This is a genomic window from Martinezella sp. CNPSo 3964, assembly GCF_057784375.1.
Genome location: NZ_JBXSOW010000009.1, coordinates 175,068 through 197,755, shown reverse-complemented (window position 1 = coordinate 197,755; position 22,688 = coordinate 175,068). Strand labels below are relative to the sequence as shown.

23 protein-coding genes are annotated in these 22,688 nt (G+C 60.2%); 19 read left to right on the top strand and 4 right to left on the bottom strand.

What is annotated here, in order from left to right:
* Positions 1-93 precede the first annotated feature (93 nt).
* Both AC13Q5_RS25865 and AC13Q5_RS25860 read right to left on the bottom strand, forming a co-directional pair.
* Complete coding sequence (locus AC13Q5_RS25865; RefSeq protein ID WP_457882409.1) at positions 94-783, bottom strand: CoA transferase subunit B; 690 nt, start codon at positions 781-783, stop codon at positions 94-96.
* A complete protein-coding gene (locus AC13Q5_RS25860) occupies positions 780-1,487 on the bottom strand; it encodes a 3-oxoacid CoA-transferase subunit A (protein WP_488503627.1) in 708 nt (235 codons plus the stop codon). The genes AC13Q5_RS25865 and AC13Q5_RS25860 overlap by 4 nt, the downstream gene beginning before the upstream one ends.
* Positions 1,488-2,237: 750 nt before the next feature.
* Here AC13Q5_RS25860 and AC13Q5_RS25855 point away from each other — a divergent pair.
* The 3 genes from AC13Q5_RS25855 to AC13Q5_RS25845 all read left to right on the top strand — a co-directional run bounded on the left by AC13Q5_RS25855 (position 2,238) and on the right by AC13Q5_RS25845 (position 4,175).
* Positions 2,238-2,558, top strand: coding sequence for a DsrE family protein (locus AC13Q5_RS25855; RefSeq protein WP_488503626.1), 321 nt, complete (start codon positions 2,238-2,240; stop codon positions 2,556-2,558).
* Entirely contained in the window at positions 2,551-3,156 is a 606-nt protein-coding gene (locus tag AC13Q5_RS25850) for a TlpA family protein disulfide reductase (RefSeq protein WP_075852723.1), read from the top strand. The genes AC13Q5_RS25855 and AC13Q5_RS25850 overlap by 8 nt, the downstream gene beginning before the upstream one ends.
* A gap of 263 nt (positions 3,157-3,419) precedes the next feature.
* A complete protein-coding gene (locus AC13Q5_RS25845; RefSeq protein ID WP_457882463.1) occupies positions 3,420-4,175 on the top strand; it encodes an IclR family transcriptional regulator in 756 nt (251 codons plus the stop codon).
* A 193-nt stretch (positions 4,176-4,368) separates the two neighbouring features.
* Here AC13Q5_RS25845 and AC13Q5_RS25840 read toward each other — a convergent pair whose 3' ends face one another.
* Entirely contained in the window at positions 4,369-5,256 is an 888-nt protein-coding gene (locus AC13Q5_RS25840; protein WP_488503625.1) for a helix-turn-helix domain-containing protein, read from the bottom strand.
* Positions 5,257-5,369: 113 nt separating this feature from the next.
* On the opposite strand from AC13Q5_RS25840, the gene pobA reads away from it, so the two are divergent.
* Positions 5,370-6,542, top strand: coding sequence for a 4-hydroxybenzoate 3-monooxygenase (gene pobA, locus AC13Q5_RS25835; RefSeq protein ID WP_488503624.1), 1,173 nt, complete (start codon positions 5,370-5,372; stop codon positions 6,540-6,542).
* A gap of 193 nt (positions 6,543-6,735) precedes the next feature.
* On the opposite strand, the gene pcaQ is transcribed toward pobA, so the two are convergent.
* Complete coding sequence (pcaQ, locus tag AC13Q5_RS25830) at positions 6,736-7,662, bottom strand: pca operon transcription factor PcaQ (protein WP_457882403.1); 927 nt, start codon at positions 7,660-7,662, stop codon at positions 6,736-6,738.
* A 94-nt stretch (positions 7,663-7,756) separates the two neighbouring features.
* Here pcaQ and pcaD point away from each other — a divergent pair, with 94 nt between their 5' ends.
* From pcaD to AC13Q5_RS25755, 15 genes are all read left to right on the top strand, one after another.
* Positions 7,757-8,563: a 3-oxoadipate enol-lactonase gene (gene pcaD / locus AC13Q5_RS25825; RefSeq protein WP_488503623.1), complete on the top strand. Its 807-nt coding sequence runs from the start codon at positions 7,757-7,759 to the stop codon at positions 8,561-8,563.
* The gene (gene pcaC, locus AC13Q5_RS25820; RefSeq protein ID WP_488503622.1) at positions 8,563-8,967 is read left to right on the top strand and encodes a 4-carboxymuconolactone decarboxylase; all 405 of its coding nucleotides are present in this window, start codon (positions 8,563-8,565) and stop codon (positions 8,965-8,967) included. Before pcaD ends, pcaC begins: the two co-directional genes overlap by 1 nt.
* Before the next feature lie 12 nt (positions 8,968-8,979).
* Complete coding sequence (gene pcaH / locus AC13Q5_RS25815; RefSeq protein WP_488503621.1) at positions 8,980-9,729, top strand: protocatechuate 3,4-dioxygenase subunit beta; 750 nt, start codon at positions 8,980-8,982, stop codon at positions 9,727-9,729.
* Entirely contained in the window at positions 9,729-10,343 is a 615-nt protein-coding gene (gene pcaG / locus AC13Q5_RS25810; protein WP_488503620.1) for a protocatechuate 3,4-dioxygenase subunit alpha, read from the top strand. Before pcaH ends, pcaG begins: the two co-directional genes overlap by 1 nt.
* A gap of 3 nt (positions 10,344-10,346) precedes the next feature.
* Entirely contained in the window at positions 10,347-11,399 is a 1,053-nt protein-coding gene (locus AC13Q5_RS25805; protein ID WP_488503619.1) for a 3-carboxy-cis,cis-muconate cycloisomerase, read from the top strand.
* Between the two features lie 145 nt (positions 11,400-11,544).
* The gene (locus AC13Q5_RS25800) at positions 11,545-12,717 is read left to right on the top strand and encodes an ABC transporter substrate-binding protein (RefSeq protein WP_488503618.1); all 1,173 of its coding nucleotides are present in this window, start codon (positions 11,545-11,547) and stop codon (positions 12,715-12,717) included.
* 91 nt (positions 12,718-12,808) lie between these two features.
* Positions 12,809-13,672 (top strand): branched-chain amino acid ABC transporter permease, encoded by an 864-nt coding sequence (locus AC13Q5_RS25795; RefSeq protein WP_149635176.1) that lies wholly within the window; start codon positions 12,809-12,811, stop codon positions 13,670-13,672.
* A 1-nt stretch (position 13,673) separates the two neighbouring features.
* On the top strand, positions 13,674-14,678 hold the full coding sequence (locus AC13Q5_RS25790) for a branched-chain amino acid ABC transporter permease (RefSeq protein ID WP_488503617.1): 1,005 nt from the start codon (positions 13,674-13,676) through the stop codon (positions 14,676-14,678).
* Entirely contained in the window at positions 14,675-15,439 is a 765-nt protein-coding gene (locus tag AC13Q5_RS25785) for an ABC transporter ATP-binding protein (RefSeq protein ID WP_488503616.1), read from the top strand. The genes AC13Q5_RS25790 and AC13Q5_RS25785 overlap by 4 nt, the downstream gene beginning before the upstream one ends.
* Positions 15,420-16,136 carry an ABC transporter ATP-binding protein gene (locus AC13Q5_RS25780; RefSeq protein ID WP_457882393.1) on the top strand — a complete coding sequence of 239 codons (717 nt, stop codon included), beginning with the start codon at positions 15,420-15,422 and terminating at the stop codon, positions 16,134-16,136. The genes AC13Q5_RS25785 and AC13Q5_RS25780 overlap by 20 nt, the downstream gene beginning before the upstream one ends.
* A gap of 131 nt (positions 16,137-16,267) precedes the next feature.
* On the top strand, positions 16,268-16,660 hold the full coding sequence (locus AC13Q5_RS25775) for a GFA family protein (protein WP_488503615.1): 393 nt from the start codon (positions 16,268-16,270) through the stop codon (positions 16,658-16,660).
* Positions 16,661-16,793: 133 nt separating this feature from the next.
* Positions 16,794-20,420, top strand: coding sequence for a hydantoinase B/oxoprolinase family protein (locus AC13Q5_RS25770; RefSeq protein ID WP_488503614.1), 3,627 nt, complete (start codon positions 16,794-16,796; stop codon positions 20,418-20,420).
* A gap of 84 nt (positions 20,421-20,504) precedes the next feature.
* Positions 20,505-21,032, top strand: coding sequence for a winged helix DNA-binding protein (locus AC13Q5_RS25765; RefSeq protein ID WP_075852709.1), 528 nt, complete (start codon positions 20,505-20,507; stop codon positions 21,030-21,032).
* 294 nt (positions 21,033-21,326) lie between these two features.
* Entirely contained in the window at positions 21,327-22,157 is an 831-nt protein-coding gene (locus tag AC13Q5_RS25760) for an MBL fold metallo-hydrolase (protein ID WP_075852708.1), read from the top strand.
* A 90-nt stretch (positions 22,158-22,247) separates the two neighbouring features.
* Positions 22,248-22,685, top strand: a complete 438-nt coding sequence (locus AC13Q5_RS25755; protein WP_488503613.1) for a VOC family protein — start codon at positions 22,248-22,250, stop codon at positions 22,683-22,685.
* Positions 22,686-22,688 lie beyond the last annotated feature (3 nt).

Below are 22,688 nucleotides of genomic sequence, written 5' to 3'. Positions count from 1 at the left end.
TCGCACAAAAACGTGTGGCGGCGTGCGATAACGACATGCGAAATATTATAAGCTTAAAGCATATCGGGTGGATCTGAAAGATCGCGATACGCTTTAGAGCGTCGGCACGACGAGGTCGGCAACGGGACGGTCGGTATGGAGCGGCGCGCCGGTCATTGCCTGCAGCTCGTCCATGGTCATGGCAGCGAGTTTCTCGCGAACGACGAAACCTTGCTTGGCGATGTCGATGACGGCGTGGCTCGTATAAATTCGCGTGATGCAGCCGACGCCGGTCAGCGGGAAAGTGCAAGCCTCCACCAGTTTCGGCTTGCCGTCCTTGGTCACATGTTCGGTGATGACGAAAACCTGCTTGGCACCGTGTACCAGGTCCATGGCACCGCCGACGGCGGGCACGCCCTTCGAGCCGACGCGCCAGTTGGCGAGGTCGCCATTCTGCGCCACCTGATAGGCGCCGAGGATCGCGACATCGAGATGGCCTCCACGCACCATTGCGAAGCTATCGGCGTGATGGAAGAAGGAGGCGCCTGGTTTCAGCGTGACGGCTTTCTTGCCGGCGTTGATCAGATCCCAATCTTCCTCGCCTTCCGCCGGCGGCTCGCCGAAATTCAGGATGCCGTTTTCGGTGTGGAAGATCGCCTGACGACCCGGAGGCTGGTAGCGGGCGACCATTTCCGGAAAGCCGATGCCGAGATTCACGTAGGCGCCATCCTGGATATCCTGAGCCGCGCGCCAGGCGATCTGGGCGTTGGAGAGTTTGATGTCTTCGCGTGTGTCGATGGTCATACGTATGCCACTCCGGCTCGAATGAGATTTTCTTCCTGCTGCGGATCTGCGACCTCAACGACACCATTGACGAAGATGCCGGGGGTAATGATGTGCTCTGGATCGAGCTCGCCGGCGGTGACGATTTTCGAGACCTGCGCGATCGTCGTGGTCGCGGCCATGCACATCAGCGGATTAAAGTTGCGGCCGGCCTTGTTGTAGATGAGATTGCCCTGCACATCGCCGATTTCAGCCTTGACGATGGCGAAATCGGCTTTGAGCCAGCGTTCCTGAACATAGTGGCGGCCATCGAATTCCGCGATGACCTTGCCGTTGGCAAGTTCGGTGCCGTAGGCGGTCGGTGTGTAGAAAGCCGGAATGCCCGCGCCGCCGGCCCGGATGCGTTCGGCAAGAGTTCCCTGCGGCACCAGCTCCAGCTCGATTTCTCCGGCCAGATAGCGGTCCGTGAAAGCGCGTGGATCGGATGAGCGCGGGAAGGAGCAGATCATCTTTTTGACCATGCCCGCATCGATCATGGCGGCGATGCCGATCCGACCATTGCCGGCATTGTTGTTGATGACGGTCAGGTTCTTCGGGCCTTTGTCGATCAGCGCATGGATGAGCTCGATCGGCGCGCCAGAGCCACCAAAACCGCCGATCATGACGGTCGCGCCATCGCCGATGTCCGAGACGGCAGCCGCCGTGCTCGCGATTGTCTTGTCCATGCGGATTCTCCCGTTTGCCATTGCGGGCGGATTGAGACGACCCGTCCTCTTCCTTTCGAATAGATCAGCATGGGCTAGGCGGCAATCATTTTGTGCGATATTTGATATTTGTTCATATACCGCACAAAACGATTGCGAACTGGGAGGTCAAAAAATGCTGGTGCCAGCACGAAGAAGGCCAGCTTGCCTTTCGATCATTCACTATGAGTTGATGTTGCATCAACCAAACGCACCTTGATCAATCATTGATTAACAATAGCCTTTCGTACCGACCACGCCGGAGCCTTCGGCCGTAACTGATATTTGGTACGCAGAGGATGTGATGCTTGATTTTATAAACAGCTCGCCGCGGATATGCGCTCGTCATCAACAAAGGCCGATCCGCGATCCAGATTTGTTTCATCGGCACGCATATTCTGGTGACGGGGAACAGGGGCATGTGCACTCAGCACGAGCCGCCGGCAATGCCTGAAACTGACTAAGCCCACATCTCTCACTGACGGTTCTGTGTCCCGCCTAATGTCGGTCCTCCGCGTCTGATGACGCAAATGCCTTGCGAAACATTCTCCCTCGGAGCTTCAGAAAATGCATTTTGAATTGAAACCGATACCTCGGCCTCGTCGCTCGCTCCTGAAAGGCTTCGTCGGAGGCGTAGCGATCCTCACAGCATCGTCTGGCTATACGAAAGAAAAGCCGAGCTCTCCTGTTCATCGCGTCGTCTTCCAAGTCGACAGCAATGACGAGACGCTGATGAAGCATGCAATCAGCGGTGCGGTCAACATCTCGCGCAATTACGACCAGCTGAACGAACCCTACGCCGTTGAGATTGTCGCCAATGCAGCCGGAATCGCCATGTTTAGAAGCGATATCTCGCCTGTCGGTGAAACGTTGAATATGCTGCGGAAAGCAATCCCGACGTTGAGCCTCTCGATGTGTGGCTCTTCAAAAACGATTGCCGAGCAAAAGGAAGGACACGAGCTACCGCTGATCGACGGTGTCGTGGTTGTCCCTTTCGGCGTTGTTCGGCTCGTCGAGCTTCAAGAGAAAGGCTGGAGCTATATTCATGCCTAACAGCAAGAAAGACGCGGTCCTCGGCAAAATAGACAGGCGGACGGCACTTGCGTCTTTGCTTCTCCTTTTGGCCACCAGGCCGTCCAGCGCCGTTTCCAGGTCATTCGATAACCCTCCGGTGCTGGAGACCGTTCGCAGCCAATTCACCATGATGGCACCCCCGCAAAAGATGCCTGATGTGCGCCTGCCGTTGCTGAACGGCAAGCCTGGATTGCTTACCGCCCGCGCTGGCGAAGTCCTCTTATTGAACATATGGGCGAGCTGGTGCGTCAACTGCAGGGATGACCTGCAACAACTCGCAGAGCTTGCCCGACAACGACGACGCGGGCTTTCGGTTCAGACGGTCAGTGTCGATACGATCGAGGCCGACAGGGTGCGCGATTTCGTCGACGAGCTTCAGGTTGGCGACCTGCCTATATTTCTGGATCGTGCCGGAGTCCTTAGCGGTCACGCGGAAGGAACCCAAGCGCTTTTGCCGGCCTTTGGGATGCCGATAACGTTTCTAATTCGGCCCGACACGATTATCGCCGGATATATCACCGGAAGTCCGGATTGGTCGAGCAAAGCAGCTTCCGATCTGATTTCCTACTATATGTAGCGAACACGCCGTCGCAGGACGCCTAGCCCAGCATTCCTGAAGAGGAGAGCGTCGGGTTGTCGCTGCGCAGGAAGAATGCTTGGCAGTAGCTGCAACTCACACAGTTTTTGGCCAGCTGGCGTCGACAGATCCGCGGCGCCGGATTTATGTTGACGGATCAATTGGATCAAAGTGACCAAAGCAAAATGATGCGCACTGTGAATTTTGCAGGAAAGACAGTGTTGAGAATCTGCGTAATGGACACAACAAAAGTGCGGGATCAGATGCGCGAAACGGATTTCGTCAGCGGCTTTGCCAAGGGATTGAAAGTCATCGAGGCCTTTGGCGAAACTCAGCGGCGACTGACGATCGCCGAGGCGTCGAAGCTGACCGGGCTCGACCGCGCCACCGTGCGCCGCTCGCTGCTGACGCTTTCCGAGCTCGGCTATGCCATCTATGACGGGAAGTTCTTCACGCTGACGCCGAAGATCCTCAGGCTCGGCCACGCGTATCTTGCCGCGACGCCGCTGCCGATCATCATCCAGCCGCATCTCGACCAGCTGGCCGAGCGCGCAGGGCAGAATGCTTCGGCTTCGGTGCTCGACGGAACGGAAGTCGTCTACATCGCCCGCGCCTCGCAGCGCCGGGTGATGTCGATCAACCTGACGCCGGGCAGCCGTCTCCCGGCCTTCTGTGCCTCGATGGGCCGTGTCTTGCTGGCGGCCCTGCCCGAAAGCGAGGCGCGTTCGGTGCTTGAACGGACCGAGCTCAAGGCGAATACGCCGAATACCAAGACCGACCCGGAGGAGCTGATGGCCGAATTTCGTCGGGTGAGAGAGCAGGGCTATGCCGTCATCGACCAGGAGCTGGAAATCGGCCTTTGCTCCATTGCTGTCCCGGTGGAAAACGATCGCGGTCAGACCGTTGCCGCAATCAATATCGGCGCGCCCGCCGCCTATGTCGCGGCGTCCGACATGGCCGAGCGCTTTCTGCCGCTGCTCAAAGAGACGCAGAAGGCGCTGCGGCTGGTGCTGCCTTAACTTTCGGACCATCGAGGCCATCCTCGTCCTTCGACAAGCTCAGGATGAGGATGGAGCGAGCGGCCTTTTGATGTCACTTCCGCTTTCTTGGCAATGGAGTGAGGGGATCAGCCCTCATGGTAAGGAGGCCCAAAGGGCCGTCTCGAACCACGAGGGCGGGTGGTTGCTCGATTGTTTTCTGCTCAGATAGCTGTCACATTCCGAGCCTCTCCCGCTCCTCGATACGCCAGGCGCGAGGTGTCTGGCCTGCCTGCTTCACGAAAAAGCGCGAGAAATAGGCGGGGTCGGCAAAGCCGAGGCGGTAGCTGATTTCCTGGACGGTCGCGAAAGTGAAGACCAGTTCGCGTTTGGCCTCATCCAGCAGCTTGCGTGCAATGAGTTCATGCGCGCCGTGCCCCGTCCGGCTGCGTACGATGCGGCTGAGATGGGCAGGAGAGATGCCGAGGCTTTCGGCATAGAAGGCGGCAGGCTTGTGCGAGCGGAAGTGGCTCTGGATGAGACCCTGCAGCATCTCCATCCGGCGTTCACTTTCGTCACCCGGGTTGGATTCTTCATCGGCCTTTTGGGCGATGCGCGCTGTCAGCAGCAATGCCGAGGTCAGATAGGCGTCGAGCAGGTCGTTGCGGCCGTTGCGGTGGCTGGCAAACTCTTCGCCGAGGCGTCTCAGCGTACTGGCGACGTGGGCTGCGTCTTCGTCGCGGGCGTCGAGCAAGGTCAGATGCGGATCGGCAAGCCAAGCTCCGAGCCTGCTGCGATCACCCGGAGATGTCTTCAGATGCGAGATCAGCACCGTGATGACGAAGCCGTCTACATCGCGCGAAAACCGGAAGCCGTGATTGAGATGCGGCGGCACTGTGATGACGGCAGGCGGCGTAAAAGCATGCGCGATGCCGTCGAAGATCGCGTCGCCAGAGCCGGCATCGATGTACAAAATCTGAAAGAAGCTCTCATGCCTGTGGGGGCGGATCTCCCAGTGATGAAGGCTGCTGCGGGAGGGGATCGTCTCGCAATGCAGCCAGAAATCCGGCTTTCTGCCGGTATTTTCGCCGTAGAGCGCATAAATCGGAACAGTCTTCGTCATGGCTCTTCTCCCTCGCCATGTTCGATTAGTGCAATTTCTTGCTTGAAATGTCCATTGCGGACCTGCCGCGCGCCGAGGAGACTTGAGCCAAGAGATACGCATGGGAGGAGACGATGCGCACTCAAGTCGCCATTATCGGGTCTGGGCCGTCCGGGCTGCTGCTCGGCCAGCTGCTGACGGAGGCCGGCATCGACAACGTCATTCTCGATCGTGTCGGCAAGGATTACATTCTCGGCCGCGTGCGTGCCGGTGTTCTCGAGGAAGGCACCGTCCGGCTGCTGGACCAGGCTAAATCCAGTGCGCGCCTGCATGCCGAGGGCTTGCCGCATGATGGTTTCTCGCTCGCCTTCGACGGCCGCGACCATCGCATCGACCTACATGGGCTGACGGGCGGCAAGCGCGTCGTCATCTACGGCCAGACGGAAATGACCCGTGATCTGATGGCGCGTCGCGAGGAAAGCGGCGCTCCGACCATCTACGACGCTGCCAACGTCCAGCCACACGGTTTCGATGGCGACACACCCTATCTGACCTATGAAAAGGACGGGGCTTCCCATCGCATCGATTGCGATTTCATCGCCGGCTGCGACGGCTTCCATGGCGTCAGCCGCAAACAGGTTCCTCAAAAGGCGGTCCGCAGTTTCGAAAAGGTCTACCCCTTCGGTTGGCTCGGCGTGCTTGCCGAAGTTGCCCCCGTTAATCATGAGCTGATCTATGCCAATCATCCCCGCGGCTTTGCGCTCTGCTCGATGCGGTCGATGACGCGCAGCCGTTATTACATTCAGTGTCCGCTCGACGAGAAGGTCGAGGGCTGGAGCGACGACCGCTTCTGGGACGAGCTGCGGCGGCGGCTGCCCGCCCACCATGCGGAGGCTCTGGTCACGGCGCCATCCTTCGAAAAATCGATCGCGCCGCTGCGCTCCTTCGTGGCCGAACCCATGCGCTTCGGCCGTCTCTTCCTTGTCGGCGATGCCGCCCATATCGTGCCGCCGACCGGCGCCAAGGGACTCAATCTGGCGGCCAGCGATGTGCATTACCTGTTTTCGGGTCTTGCCGAGCATTATCAGGACCGCTCGAATGCCGGACTGGATGCCTATTCCGCCCGTGCGCTCGCCCGCGTCTGGAAGGCAGTGCGCTTCTCCTGGTGGATGACGACGATGATGCACCGCTTTCCCGATACCAACGATTTCGACCAGAAGATCCAGGAAGCCGAGCTCGACTATCTCACCCATTCCCGCGCTGCCTCGACCGCACTTGCGGAAAACTATGTCGGCCTTCCGCTCTGAAGCAGGGCAATCGCATATGGAAGGGGTAAGCCCCTCATCCGTCCTCTCACAGTTCGCTTCGCTTGACTGTTCAAGTCCACCTTCTCCCCGCACGCGGGGCGAAGGGGTTTGGCGAGGCCGCTCCCTCGCCCCGTAAACGGGGAGAGGGGCCCCTTTTATTTCATATGCAACTGTCCGGCCTTCTGAGCCGGCCTCAAAGCTTCCTAGCAACCTCGCTGGCCGCTTCCCGGATGGTCTGCATAAGGATCGACAAGGGCAGGGTGGGGATGGCGTCGGTACGAACGGTCAATCCCACGGGACCCTTCGTTTCGCTGGTATCGATCGGCAAAAGCGCCAGCAGCCCGTCATCGACATCGCCGGCGACGACGCCGGCTGAGATGATCCAGATGGCGTCGCTCGAGCGCACGAAGGCTCGGCCGAAAGAGTCCGAAACGGTTTCGATCTGGTTGGGCAATCCGCCGGCGCCATTGGCGATCAGAAAGCTCTCGACGAAAGGACGGATAATCGAACCGCGCGTCGGCATCAGGATTGTGTAGCGGTTGAGATCGGCAAACAGCGATTGCCTGCCGGACAGCAACGGGTGGCCCGCCCTGACGGCAAAGACAACTTGCTCGGAGTAAAGATGCTCGAAGGAAAAGCCCGTCATCTTGTCGGGGCTCGCCAATCGGCCGACGACGAGATCCAGATCGCCGATGCGCAACTGCTCCAGAAGTACCGCGTTCTCGCCCGTCACGATCTTGATGCGGCTCCAGGTCTCCTCCTTGAGAAACAATTCCATCGCCCGCGGCATGATCCGTGTCGAAACCGTCGGCAGCGCGCCGACGCGGATCGGTGGTGCTTCGCCGGAGCGCTCCTGCGAGACGGAATCGAGACCCTGCCTGAGTGCCGTTAGCGCCGCGCCGGCATGGCGGAGAAAGACTTCGCCGTAGCGGGTAATGCGAATGCCGCGCCCGTCGCGTTCGAAGACGGCGACGCCGAGCGCTTCTTCCAGTTCGCGGATGGTTTTCGTCACCGCCGGCTGGCTGATGTTCAGCAGCCTCGCCGCCTTGATCACGCTTTTCTGGCGCGCAACCTCGACAAAGGTTTGCAGATGGCGGAACTTGATGCGTGCGTCGAGCATACTCACTCATAACCCTGGAGTTATCGTAGAGCAAAGAAATATCATTTTACCTAACCAGATTATACATCCAATCTCGCCTCCGAGGAGATTTCCAGTGCAGTTTGCCCGCATCAACGACGTCACGATCCATTATCAGATCATTGGTGGCCCCGCCGACAAGCCGGTTCTTGTCTTTGCCAATTCGCTCGGTACCGATTTCCGGATCTGGCGGGATGTGATCGTGCGCCTGGCCGGCGATTTCGCCATCGTGCTCTACGACAAGCGCGGCCATGGCCTCTCCGATGTCGGCCAGATGCCCTATTCGATCGAGGATCACTCCACCGACCTTGCCGGCCTGCTCGACTTCCTCTCGGTCAAGAATGCCATCATTTGCGGCCTGTCGGTCGGCGGGCTCATCGCGCAGTCGCTCTATCAGCGTCGCCCAGATCTGGTGCAGGCGCTGATCCTCTGCGACACCGCTCACAAGATCGGCACGGCCGAAAGCTGGAACGCTCGCATCGCCAAGGTCGAGGCTGACGGCATCGAATCGATCGTCGATGCGGTCATGGAGCGCTGGTTCACGCCCGCCTTCCGCCGCCCGGAAAACATCGCGTTTGCCGGCTATTGCAACATGTTGATCCGCCAGCCGGTTGCGGGCTATGCCGCCACCTGCGCGGCTCTTCGCGATGCCGACTTAACCGAAGCCGCGGCCAAGATCGCCGTGCCCACCATCTGCATCGTCGGCGATCAGGATGGCTCGACCCCGCCCGAGCTGGTGCTTTCGACGGCAAAGCTCATTCCGAATGCACGTTATGAAGTGATCAAGGACGCCGGTCATATCCCCTGCGTCGAACAACCCGAGGCGTTGACCGAAGTCATCCGTGCCTTCGTTGACGTCGTCTTGCATGGAGAACAAGCCTGATGAATGACCCCACTGCGCCGTCCGAGCGCTATCGGCAAGGCATGGCGACCCGACGCGCCGTTCTCGGCGACAGCCATGTCGATCGTGCCCAGCAGGGAGTGACGGAATTCGATCAGCCTTTTCAGGATCTGATTACCGAAGCGGCGTGGGGACATGTCTGGTCGCGCCCGACGCTCAGCCGGCGGGAACGCTCGATCGTCACGATCGCGCTTCTGGCCGCACTTGGTCAGGCTGATGAGGTGGCCATGCATGTGCGCGCCACGCGTAACACCGGCGCAACGCGCGACGATATCTGCGAGGCGCTTCTGCATGTGGCGATCTATGCCGGCGTGCCGGCGGCCAACCATGCGATCAAGATCGCCAAGCAGGTTTTTGAACAGATGGACGCCGAACAGGCGGCATGAAGCGAGGCAGACATGTCCGATAGAAGCAACAGCAAGCCCGAAACGGGCGCCTTTTTTGCCCGGGATCGCGCCTGGCATCCGCCGGCCTTTTCGCCGGGCTACAAGACCTCCGTGCTGCGCTCTCCCCAGCGCGCATTGCTTTCGCTCGACGGCACCATCTCCGAAATCACCGGGCCGGTCTTCGGCCATTCCATATTGAACGAATTGGACAACGACCTCATCCATAATTTCGCCAGGCCCGGCGAAAGCGCCATCGGCGAACGGATCATCGTGCATGGCCGCGTGCTCGACGAGCGCGGCCGGCCGGTGCCGGGCGTCCTGCTCGAGTTCTGGCAGGCCAATGCCGGCGGTCGCTATCGCCACAAGAAGGAAACCTATCTCGCCGCCATCGACCCGAATTTCGGTGGCTGCGGCCGCGCCATCACCGATGACGAAGGGCGCTACGCCTTCCGCACCATCCGCCCCGGCGCTTATCCCTGGCCGAACGGCGTCAACGACTGGCGCCCGGCGCATATTCACTTCTCCGTCTTCGGCCATGGTTTTGCGCAACGGTTGATCACGCAGATGTATTTCGAGGGCGACCCGATGATCTGGAAATGTCCGATCGTCGGCACGATCCCCGACAAACAGGCGATCGAGCAGCTGATTGCTCCGCTCGACTGGGGCAATACGATCCCAATGGATGCCCGCGCCTATAAATTCGATATCGTGCTGCGCGGTCGCCGGTCGACCCTGTTCGAAAACCGGCTGGAGGGCAATTGATGGTACAGGAACTCGGCTACCTCAAGGAAACGCCGTCGCAGACGGCAGGCCCTTACGTCCACATCGGCCTGACGCCGAATTACAGCGAGATCGGCGGTGTCTACGAAACCGATCTCGGCTCCGTCATGGTCAACGACAAGACGCTCGGCGAGCGCATCACGGTGACGGGCAGAGTCCTCGACGGTGCGGGAGCACCGGTCAAGGATGCCGTTCTTGAGATCTGGCAGGCCGACAGCGCCGGCTTTTACAACAGCCCGTCGGAACTGCGGGGTACGGCCGATCCGAATTTTACCGGCTGGGGACGTTGCCCGACCAATTCGGCCGACGGCGTTTTTCGTTTCGAGACCATCAAGCCCGGCCGTGTTCCCTTCAAGGATGGCCGCAAGATGGCGCCGCACATTACCGTCTGGATCGTGGCGCGCGGCATCAACATCGGCCTGCACACACGCATGTATTTCCCGGAAGAGACTGCAGCGAACGCCGAAGACCCCTTGCTTGCGCGCATCGAACACAAGGAACGTTTGGCAACGCTGATCGCCCACAAAGAAGACTCCGTCTACACCTTCGATGTCCATTTGCAGGGCGACAAAGAAACGGTTTTCCTCGATATATAGACCATGAGCGTTTCTCCCTTCGACCATCCGTTCCTGTCTGGTCTCCTTGGTGACGAGGAGATTGCCGGATATTTCTCCGCCAAGGCGGAGATTCGCGCCATGCTTGCCTTCGAAGCGGCCCTTGCCGAGGTCGAGGCGCAGCATGGGATGATCCCGCAGGACGCGGCTGCGCATATCGCCGAGGTCTGCAACGGGTTCGAGCCCGATCTGCAGAGCTTGAAGACGGCAACGGCGTCGGATGGTGTCGTCGCGCCGGATCTTGTTCGGCAGCTGCGCGAGGCGGTCGGCGAAGATGCAGGCAAATATGTCCATTTCGGCGCCACCAGCCAGGACGTGATAGACACTAGCCTGATGATGCGGCTGAAGGCGGCGGCTTTCATCCTGAGTGGACGTCTCTTCGCCGTATCCTCCGCGCTTGCCAAACTGGATGAGCGTTTCGGATCGAACAGGCTCATGGGCCGCACCCGGATGCAGGCGGCGATTGCGATCACGGTGTCCGATCGGCTGCGGGCATGGCAGCATCCGCTCGATCAGTATCGGGACCGGCTGACGCAGGAGACCTTCCCACTGCAGTTCGGCGGTGCGGCCGGTACGCTTGAAAAATTCGGGCCGCAAGCGGCCGAAATCAGGAGCTCGCTGGCACAGGCGCTCGGCCTGACGGACGAGCCACAATGGCAGAGCCAAAGGGCGCGCATTGCCGAGCTTGCCGGGCTCTTATCCATGATCTCGGGCAGTCTCGGCAAGATCGGCCAGGATGTCGCACTTCTGGCGCAGGCGGGCGACGAGATCGAGCTTGCCGGCGGCGGTGGCTCATCGGCAATGCCGCACAAACAAAACCCGGTCGCGGCCGAAACGCTGGTCACGCTTGCCCGCTTCAATGCGGTGCAGCTTTCGGGCATTCACCAATCACTTGTGCACGAGCAGGAGCGCTCCGGCGCCGCCTGGGCATTGGAATGGCTGTTGTTGCCGCCCATGGTGGTGGCGACGGCAGTGTCGCTGCGCCATGCCCTGCAATTGATCGGCATGATCAAGCGTCTGGGAACTGTCGCGGCGTAGGATATTTACCGCTAATCATAACCGAATAAGTATGGATGGAAGGTTTTATTTCATTTTACATCACCTTTTCCTATGAGAAATTGGCGATGATCAGAATTTAAACGATCAAGGGCGGCACAAGAAACGGCTGCCGGGAGGAGAAAAAATGAAACGGTTTGTGTTGGCCGCCATTGCGGCCGTTGCTCTTGGCGGCGCTGCCTATGCCGACACCATCAAGGTCGGTGTCATCGGTCCGTTTTCCGGCCCGTTCGCGCTGCAGGGCAAGAATTTCAAGGCCGGCATCGACGCCTATATGGCCATGAATGGGAAGAAGGTCGGCAACGACGAGGTGGAGGTGATCTATCGCGATTTGCCTGCCGCCGATCCGGCCCAATCGAAGTCGCTCGCCCAGGAACTTGTCGTCAAGGAGAAGGTCCAGTATCTCGCCGGCTTCTACTTCACGCCAGATGCCATGGCGGTGACGCCGATCCTCAAGCAGGCCAACGTGCCGATGGTGATCTTCAATGCCGCGACCTCGGCGATCGTCACCAAGAGCCCGTTCGTGGTGCGCACGTCCTTCACCACCTGGCAGACCTCGACGCCGATCGCCAAGGTTGCCTATGACGCCGGCGTGAAGAAGGTCATCTCCGTCGTCAGCGATTACGGTCCCGGCGTCGATGCAGAAAATGCCTTCAAGGCGGGTTTCGAGAAGCAGGGAGGTCAAGTGGTCCAGGCGATCCGCATGCCGCTGTCGACCAACGATTTCAGCCCGATCATGCAGCGCATCAAGGATTCCGGCGCGCAGGGTGTCTTCGCCTTCCTGCCGTCAGGCCCGACGACGCTTGGTTTCGTCAAGGCCTATAACGAGAACGGTCTGAAGACGGCGGGCATCAAGCTGTTCGCGCCTGGCGACCTGACGCAGGAATCCGATCTGCCGGCGCTTGGCGATGCGGCGCTTGGCATGCAGACGACCTTCCACTACGCGATCTCGCATGACTCGCCCGAAAATAAGGCCTTCGTTGCTGCTGCCGGCAAGGCGATCGGCAATCCCGCCGAACTGACCTTCCCGGCCGTCGGCGCCTTCGATGGCATGCATGTCATCTACAAGATGATCGAGGCGACCGGCGGCAAGCAGGATGCGCAGAAGGCAGTCGATGCCGTGAAGGGTCTGTCCTGGGTCAGTCCGCGCGGTCCGGTGAGCATTGATCCGGAAAGCCGGCATATCACGCAGAACATCTATCTGCGAGAAGTCGCCAAGGGCGGCGACGGCCAGTACTACAACAAGGAAATCCAGACTTTCGAGAAGCAGGGCGATCCCGGCCTTGCCGCTGCGAAGTAAGGGCTGCTGAATGTCATGCGCCTGGGCGGACATCTCCGTTCGGGCGTGTGATTGCAGCCGCCGCGCTACAACAACCGGACCAGCGATATCAATGCAAACCGTGCTCAGCATAGCAGTCGATGCCCTCGCTTATGGCATGGTGCTGTTTGTCATCTCCATCGGGCTCTCTGTCACCATGGGGCTGATGCGTGTCGTCAATCTGGCCCATGGCGCCTTTGCCATGATCGGTGGCTATATCGCCTCTTATGCCGCGCACGACCTTGGTCTTGGTTATGCAGCTGCCGTATTGCTGGCGGTGGTCGGCACGGTGATCATCTCCATCCCGATCGAGCGGCTGCTTTACCGCCGTATCTATGGCGCGCCGGAGTTGACGCAGGTGTTGATGACGATCGGCATCACCTTCTGCATCATCGGTATCGCCAACTACGTCTTCGGCCCGACCTTGAAGACCATTCCCCTGCCGGGCAGCCTGCAAGGCTCCGTCGATCTCGGCTTCCGCACCATCGGCACGCATCGCATCTTCGCGATCGTCTGCGGCCTCATCGTCGCCCTGGCCCTTTGGTACACGATCGAGAAGACCTCCTTCGGCGTGAAGCTCAGAGCCTCCGTCGATAACGCCGCGATGGCGGCCGCTCTCGGCGTCAGGACGGAAATCGTCTACGCAGTCAGCTTCGCGATTGCCGTTGGACTGGCCGCCTTCGGCGGCGTCGTAGGTGCGGAGCTTCTGCCGGTCGAACCCTATTATGCCCTGCGCTACATGGTGACCTTCCTCGTCGTCGTTTCCGTTGGCGGCGCCGGCTCGATCTCGGGCGCGCTGCTCGCCTGCCTCATCCTTGGCTGCATCGATACGACTGGCCGTTACCTCATGCCGGAATATGGGGAATTCTTCTTCTATCTGGCCGTCATTGCCATCGTCTGCGTCTTCCCGCGCGGCTTTGCCGGGAGAATGAAGTAACATGGCTCTGACCCTTGAAAGAGAGGCCACACCGATCGTGAGCAGACATCGTACATTGGGGCAGGATCTGATCGCTGTTGCAGTCGTTATCGTCGTGGCTGCGGCCGGCTATCTGCTGTTTCCGGATAATCTCGCGCTTTTGACCCGCCTGATCGCGATCGCGCTTCTCGTCTTGTCACTCGATCTCGTCACTGGTTATTGCGGTGTGGCAACTCTCGGTCATGCCGCGCTGTTCGGTGCCGGCGCCTATGCGGCTGGCATCGCATCAGCCCAATATGGCATTAATGATCCCTTGTTGATGACGCTTGCCGGTATCGTCGCCGGAGCCGTCGCCGGGCTGATCTGTGGCGTCGTCATCCTGAGAGCACACGGACTGCCGCAACTCGTGCTGTCGATCGCGCTGGTCTATCTCTTTCATGAATTCGCCAACAAGGCATCGAGCTGGACGGGCGGCAGCGACGGATTGTCGGGCATTTCAGCCGATCCGCTGTTTGGTGTTTTCGAATTCGATCTTTACGGGCATACGGCCTATTTCTATGGCGTTGCGCTGCTGTTGATCGTGCTCGTGCTGCTGCGCTTTCTGGTTCGCTCGCCCTTCGGCATGCTCTGCCGCGGCATCCGGCAGGACCCTCTGCGTATCCGCGCGATGGGCGCCTCGCCGAAGATGACGCTGATCAAGATGTATATGATTTCCGGCGCCGTAGCCGGCGTCGGCGGTGCGCTGAATGCCATCTCGACGCAGGTCGTCGGCCTCGACAGCCTGTCCTTCACGCAATCGGCCGAGGCGCTGGTCATGCTCGTGCTCGGCGGCACCGGTTCGCTGTTCGGGGCGCTTGTCGGCACGCTGATCTTCATGCTCTTCGAGGACTACGTCTCCGCCGCCAATCCCTTCCATTGGCTGACGATCGTCGGGGCGCTCTTGATCCTCGTTGTGCTTTTCGCGCCCAAGGGCATCTACGGCACCACCGCCGCCTATGTCGCCCGTCGCAGGGAGGCGCGGGTATGAGCGCGATTTTCGAGGTCAGCAACCTGAAAAAGGCGTTCGGCGGCCTGACGGTGACCAACAATGTCAGCCTGTCGATGGCGCCGGGAGACCGCGTCGCTCTAATCGGCCCGAACGGTGCCGGCAAGACCAGCTTCGTCAACCTCGTCACGGGCAATCTGCCTGCCGATTCCGGCGAGGTCCGCATCGCCGGGCAGAACGTCAACAGGATCGATGCCATCGGCCGGGTCCGTCGCGGTCTGGTGCGCTCCTTCCAGGTGACGCGGCTGTTTCAGGACATGACGCCGGCCGAGCATATCGGAATGGCGGTGCTGCAGCGGACGGGCCGTTCCGGCCGCATGTTCGGCAATTTCCTCTCCATGGCCGATGTCATGGCCGAGACCGAGGAACTGCTCGGCACGCTCGGCCTCGCTGTGCTTGCGCATCGCAGGGTCAGCGAGATCGCCTATGGCCAGCAGCGGTTGTTGGAAATTGCCGTTGCCATGGCCCTGAAGCCGAAAGTGCTGTTACTGGATGAACCCGCCGCCGGCGTGCCGCAAAGCGATACCGGCCGCATCGAGCAGGCGCTGGCCGATCTGCCCGCAGATCTCGCCGTGCTGATGATCGAGCACGACATGGATCTCGTCTTCCGCTTCGCCAAGCGCGTGGTGGTGCTGGCCGCCGGTACGATCATATTCGATGGTTCGCCAAAAGACGTGACGCAGGATGCGCGTGTGCGCGAAGCCTATCTGGGGAGCTACGCCAATGCCGGCCACGCCGCTTGAAGTCGAAAATCTGTCGGCCGGCTATGGGCCGACACGGGTGCTGGAAGGAGTTTCCTTTTCCGTGCCGGCCGGCGGCAGGCTTGCCGTGCTCGGCCGCAACGGCATGGGCAAGAGCACGCTGCTTGCCACGCTCGCCGGTCAGACCCGGCGCTACGATGGCCGCATCCGGCTGGGTTCGGCCGATATTGCCGGTCTGCCAAGTGCCAGACGCGCTCATCAGGGCCTCGGCTATGTGCCGCAGACACGTGACGTCTTTCCGACGCTAACGGTGGAGGAAAATCTCTCCGTTGGGCTGAAGGCGCGGCCGAGGAGCGCCCTGCAGGAGGCCTATGATATGTTCCCGCGCCTGAAGGAGCGTCGCCGCAATCTCGGCAGCCAGCTTTCCGGTGGCGAGCAGCAGATGCTGTCGACCGCTCGCACCATCCTTGGCCGTCCTTCCGTCCTGCTTCTGGACGAGCCGTTGGAAGGACTTGCCCCTGTCATTTGCGAGGAGCTGATGGCCGCCTTCGCCAAGCTCGCCAAGTCGGGCGATATGACCATCTTGCTCGTCGAGCAGCGCATTCAGAGCGCACTGGATTTTGCAAGCGACGTCATCATTCTGGAGCGCGGCCGGCTGGCCTGGAAGGGGACGCCCGAGGCGCTCGCTCAGGATCATCACGCGGTCGAGCGCCTGCTCGGCGTTGGCGGATTGCATTAGCGCACCCGCCTTTTTCGGCTGAGCCAATAACAACACGTCTTTGCGATAGAGCGATGCCGCGATGCGCAATTGCGGCGACTGTTCCGTTTGTCGTAAACTTTCCGCCTGCTTGCTTATGGAGGAGGTGTGGCATGGACCGTTTCACCGGCGGCTGCCTGTGCGGCAAGGTACGAATAGCGGCGTCGGGGCGCCCTTATCGGGTCGGGATTTGCCATTGTCTTGATTGCCGCAAGCATCACGGAGCGCTTTTCCATGCTTCCGCAATTTTTCCCGAGGATGCGGTGACGATTGACGGTGAAACACGCAGCTACGCCGGCCGGTTTTTCTGCCCTCAGTGCGGCTCATCCGTTTTCTCAAGGAGCGCGGACGAAATTGAAGTGAATCTCGGGTCTTTCGATGCCCCTGATCAGTTGAAGCCGACTTACGAGCTCTGGACCGTTCGCCGCGAATCCTGGTTGCCGCCGTTTCCGCTCGCCAGACGATACGACGGAGATCGCGAGGGAACCAGCCGCTCCGAGGAATAGATCGTGCTTCACCAGGAGTGATGCGGACAAAAACTGTCAACAATGATCGAACTCACCAATTCATGTTGACGACAAAACGTTGACGATTTATCGATATATTATCATTGTTGGCGTCGTTCTGCTGGAGGCGGGTTTGTCGGAGAACATTTCGGGTCGTTGGGATTTCTGGATCGATCGCGGCGGCACCTTTACCGATGTGGTCGGACGCGATCCGTCTGGCGCTCTCCATGCCCGCAAGGTTCTCTCGGAAAATCCCGAGGCTTACCGCGATGCGGCCGTTCACGGCATCTGCCTCCATCTTGGTCTCGGCAAGGGCGAGCCGGTTCCCGAAGGGGCGATCGGCGAAGTCCGCATGGGCACGACGGTCGCCACCAATGCGCTGCTCGAGCGCAAGGGCGAACGGCTTGCGCTGGTGACGACGAAGGGTTTCAGGGACGCGCTGCGCATCGGTTATCAGGAGCGCAAGAAGATCTTCGCGACCGAGATCGTCAAGCCGGAAGCGCTCTATGAAGAGGTCGTCGAGATCGAGGAGCGCGTGCTCGCCGACGGCACCGTCGAGCTGGCTCTGGATGAGAAGGCAGCAGAAGCGGCACTGCGTGACCTCCTCGCCAAGGGCTATCGCTCGGTCGCCATCGTATTCATGCACGCCTATAAATTCCCGGCGCACGAGGCTGCCGTCGCGAAGATTGCGAGATCCATCGGTTTCGAGCAGGTCTCCGTCAGCCATGAGGTTTCGCCTCTGATCAAGCTCGTCGGCCGCGGGGATACGGCTGTTATCGACGCCTATCTCTCGCCGGTGCTCGGCCGCTATATCCGCCAGGTCTGCGACGAACTCGATGTCGAGCGTACCGGTGCGCGCGTCATGTTCATGATGTCCTCCGGCGGATTGACGGCCGCCGATATGTTCCAGGGCAAGGATGCCATCCTTTCTGGCCCGGCCGGTGGTGTGGTCGGCCTTGCAAAGACCGGCGAACAGGCCGGCTTTGCCAATGTCATCGGCTTCGACATGGGTGGCACGTCGACGGACGTGGCGCATTTCGACGGCGAATATGAGCGTGCCTTCGAGACGGAAGTGGCCGGCGTCCGCGTGCGCGCACCGATGATGCTGATCCATACCGTGGCCGCAGGCGGCGGCTCGATCCTGCATTTCGATGGCGATCGTTTCCGCGTCGGCCCGGATTCGGCCGGCGCCTTTCCAGGACCGGCCTGCTATCGCAATGGCGGCCCGCTGGCTGTGACCGACGCCAATGTCATGACCGGCAAGCTGCTACCGGAATTCTTCCCCTCCATCTTCGGGCCTAACCAGGATCAGCCGCTCGATGTCGAAACGGTGCGCGCCAAATTTGCAGCACTCGCAGCTGAGATCGGCGATGGTCGCAGCCCGGAAGACGTCGCCGATGGTTTCATCCGCATCGCCGTTGCCAATATGGTCGAGGCGATCAAGAAGATTTCCGTTCAGCGCGGCTATGACGTAACGCGCTATGCGCTTAACTGCTTCGGTGGAGCTGGCGGCCAACATGCCTGCATGGTTGCCGACGCGCTCGGCATGAAGAGCATCCTTCTGCACCCAATGTCCGGCCTTCTGTCCGCCTATGGCATGGGGCTTGCCGATATCAGGGCAACGCGCCAGAAGGCGCTCGGCGTTTCGCTCGATGATGCTGCACCGGCGGCCATCGCAGCACTCGGCACCGAATTGCGCTGCGAATGCGTGCCCGAACTGGAAGCGCAGGGCGTCGCAACGGCTGAGATCAAGACGGTTCAGCGTGCCCATATCCGCTATGCCGGCACCGATACCCTGTTGGCCGTCGAGACGACCTTCCTGGAAATCGACGATCCGGCACGGTTGCGTAGCCAATTCGAGACGCTGCACAAGCGCCGCTTCGGCTTCGTTGCCGAAGATAAACCGCTCGTCGTGGAAGCTGTCGAGATCGAAACCATCGGCGGCGCGGCTGCCGATATCGCCGTCGAGCTCGAAGCCGAGGCCGAAGGTGAGGCGCAAGCTGCAAACCGCACCGCCTTCTACTCGAACGGCGAGAGCCACGAAGCGGCTGTTGTCTTGCGCGAGGCGATCAAGCCCGGCCAGACCGTTACAGGTCCGGCCATCATCATTGAGCCGAACCAGACGATCGTCATCGAAGATGGCTGGCAGGCGCAGCTGACGGTCAAGGATCACATCGTCCTCAAGCGCGTCAAGGCTCTGCCCGAACGCAATGCCATCGGCACCAAGGCCGATCCCGTCATGCTGGAGATATTCAACAATCTCTTCATGTCGATCGCCGAGCAGATGGGCATGACGCTGCAGAACACCGCCTATTCGGTCAATATCAAGGAGCGGCTGGATTTCTCCTGCGCTGTCTTCGACGCCGAAGGCAATCTGGTCGCCAACGCGCCGCATATGCCGGTTCATTTGGGATCGATGGATGCGTCCGTCGCAACCGCGATCCGTGAAAACGCCGTCATTCATCCGGGCGACGTCTTCCTCATCAACGCGCCCTATAATGGCGGCACGCATCTGCCCGATCTCACCGTCTGTACGCCGGTCTTCGACGATGCCGGTAAGAAGATCCGCTTCTGGGTCGCGAGCCGCGGCCATCATGCCGATATCGGCGGTATCTCGCCGGGATCGATGTCGCCGCTCGCCACGCATATCGAGGAGGAAGGCGTCTATATCGACAATTTCAAACTGCTCGATCGCGGCCGGTTCTGTGAGGCAGAACTTACCAAGCTGCTGACGGGTGCGCGCTATCCGGTGCGAACGCTCGCGCAGAACATCAACGATCTCAAGGCCCAGGTCGCCGCCAACGAAAAGGGCGTCGCCGAGCTGAAGAAGATGATCGTGCACTTCGGCGAAGATGTCGTCGATGCCTATATGGGGCATGTTCAGGACAATGCGGCGGAAAGCGTGCGCCGCGTCCTCGACCGTCTGTCGGATGGCGAATTCAGCTATGAGATGGACCAGGGCTGCAAGATCGTTGTCAAGATTGCGATCGATAGGGACAAACGCGAGGCGACGGTCGATTTCACCGGCACGTCCGCGCAGCGCCCGGATAACTTCAACGCACCGCAGCCGGTCACGCGCGCCGCAGTACTCTACGTCTTCCGCGTGCTCGTTGAGGCGGACATTCCCATGAATGCTGGTTGCCTCAGGCCGATCCGTATCATCATTCCCGAAGGCACGATGCTGACACCGAAATATCCGGCTGCCGTCGTTGCCGGCAATGTCGAAGTCAGCCAGGCGGTGACCAACTGCCTGTTCGGCGCGGTCGAGGCGCTCGCAGCTGCCCAAGGCACGATGAACAACCTGACCTTCGGCAACGATGCCTATCAATATTACGAGACGATCTGCTCCGGTGCGCCGGCAGGGCCGGGCTTCAATGGCGCCGATGCGGTCCACACGCATATGACCAACTCGCGCCTGACCGATCCCGAAATTCTCGAGACACGGTTCCCGGTCGTTCTGGAGGATTTCCACATTCGCCCGAACTCCGGCGGCCGCGGCAAGTGGAATTCGGGCAACGGCACGCAGCGTACGATCCGCACCCGCGAAAAGCTGGAATTCGCGGTCCTGTCCGGCCATCGGCGCGTAGCGCCCTTCGGCGTCAAGGGCGGCGAAGCCGGACAGACTGGCCGCAATTACGTCCGCCGCAACGATGGCAAGATCGAAGAGCTGATCGGTTCGGCGCACACCGTGCTTGAGGCGGGCGAAGCCTTCACGGTCGTCACCCCCACGGGCGGCGGCTATGGAAAGCGGGACGAATAGGAACGTAAAGCCGGAGCCGAGCGGTATTGCCTGCTCGGCCTGTCGAATCTGCAGGGCCTTGATCCGGTTCGAAGGAGTTTTCAGGTGACGTCCGAGGAAAAGAGCAAACGTCGAGAATTGATCGTTTCGTCAGCCCATCTTGCCGGTGGCAGCTCGCCGGCCCTGTCGGAGCTGGAATACGGATCGATCCTCTTTTCCCACGCGTTCAATCGATGGCTCGTGCGCTGCATGGCGGCCGCCGGCGTGCCTGGCCTTTCGCCGATCGAGATCCTGATCATTCATTCGGTGCGGCATCGCGACAGGCCGAAGACGCTTGCCGATCTCTGCCTCGTCCTCGATATCGAAGATACGCATGTGGCCAATTACGCCATCAAGAAGCTGGAGGCGGGGGGCCTCGTCAAAAGCGGCAAGGCGGGCAAGGAAAAGACGATCAGCGTTACAGACAAGGGCCTGGATGCGCTGAAGCGTTATACTGAAATTCGCGAGCGGCTGCTCGTCGAGGCGACGAAAGTATCCGGTCTCTCGCAGGACGGCCTCTCCGATATTGCCTCACATCTCAGGGCGTTGTCCGGCTATTACGAACAAGCCGCACGGTCGGCCGCGACGCTGTAGGACAAGGGGAGCGCAAGTTTCCCCAAATCTTCTTGGTACCTCCCAAGATTCGTCTTTCATTGCTAGCTAATATAACTCGGGCTTGCCTGCAAATCCCCGCCCCTTATCTATTCTGCCATTTCATACCTATATTAGGTCTGTGCGATCCGTTGGCGGCAACCCGTCCGACGATCTGTGTCGGTTGACCGATGAGATCCAGTTTTTACCACAGCACGACTTTTAGAAATTGCTGGCTTCGCACGATAGCAAAAGTGTGCTTTTTTTGACCGAAAGGGGAATGGTGTAAAAACTTCCATGAACAACGATAGTTTCGAGCTGAAATTTTGGGGCGTACGGGGGAGCATTCCTGTATCGGGACCGGAATTTGAGCGGTACGGCGGTAATACGTCGTGCATTGAGTTACGGCATGACGGCAGGCATATCCTATTCGACGCCGGGACCGGTCTGCGCGAAGCAGCCGCCTCCCTTGCCAAAGAAGGGGTTCGCAATATCGATCTCTTCTTCACCCACTCACACTACGACCACATCATCGGTCTGCCTTTCTTCAACGCGATCTATGATCCGCGCGTCAGCGTCGATCTCTGGTCGGGCCATCTGGCGGGCAAGACGACGACGCGACAGTTGATCGGCCAGTTCATGCGGCCGCCATGGTTTCCCGTTGAACCCGATATCTGTCGCGCGACGATGAATTTCCGTGATTTCGCTGCCGGCGATACGTTGAAGCCGCATCCGGGCATTGTCATCCATACGACGAGGCTGAACCACCCCGGCGGCTGCATCGGCTATCGCATCGAATGGGCGGGCCGGGTGATCGCCATGGTCTATGATACCGAGCATGTGACGGGGCGGCTGGATGAAGCCGCGCTTGCGCTGATGGCCGATGCCGACCTCGCCATCTATGATGCGACCTATCTGGAAGCGGAGATGCCGAAATATCTGGGCTTCGGCCATTCAACATGGCAGGAGGGCATCAAGCTCGCCAAGAAGGCCGGCGCCAAGCGGCTTGCCATGTTCCATCACGCGCCCGGCCGCACGGACCGCGAACTGGATGACATGCAGCGCGATGCGCAGAAGAGCTTCCCCGAAGCGTTCTTCGCCTTTGACGGACAGTCGCTGCAGCTCTGAAATGCCGTTTGGAGACGGGGTGCCTCAGGCGTCCGTTATCGGGCCAAGGGGCACCTTGTAGACTGAAACGATACCCCGGAGATTGCGGAAATGGCCGTCAAACGGATGGATAATGTAGGAATTGTCGTCGAAGACCTCGGAAGGGCGATTGATTTCTTTCGCGAACTTGGCCTTGAGCTCGAAGGGCGGGCTACCATTGAGGGAGAGTGGGCCGGGCGTATCACAGGACTGGGCGATCAGCGCGTCGAAATTGCCATGATGCGTACCCCGGATGGACACAGCCGGCTCGAGCTCTCCCGTTTTCTTGCGCCGCCTGTCATTGCGGATCATCGGGATGCCCCGGTCAACGCCCTAGGCTATCTCCGTGTCATGTTTGCCGTCGACGACATGGACGACACGCTTGAAAGGCTCAGCACACGCGGCGCGCAGCTCGTCGGCGAAGTCGTCCAGTATGGTAACGCATATCGGCTCTGCTACATCCGTGGGCCTGAAGGGCTTCTCATCGGACTTGCCCAAGAACTCGGCTAAGCG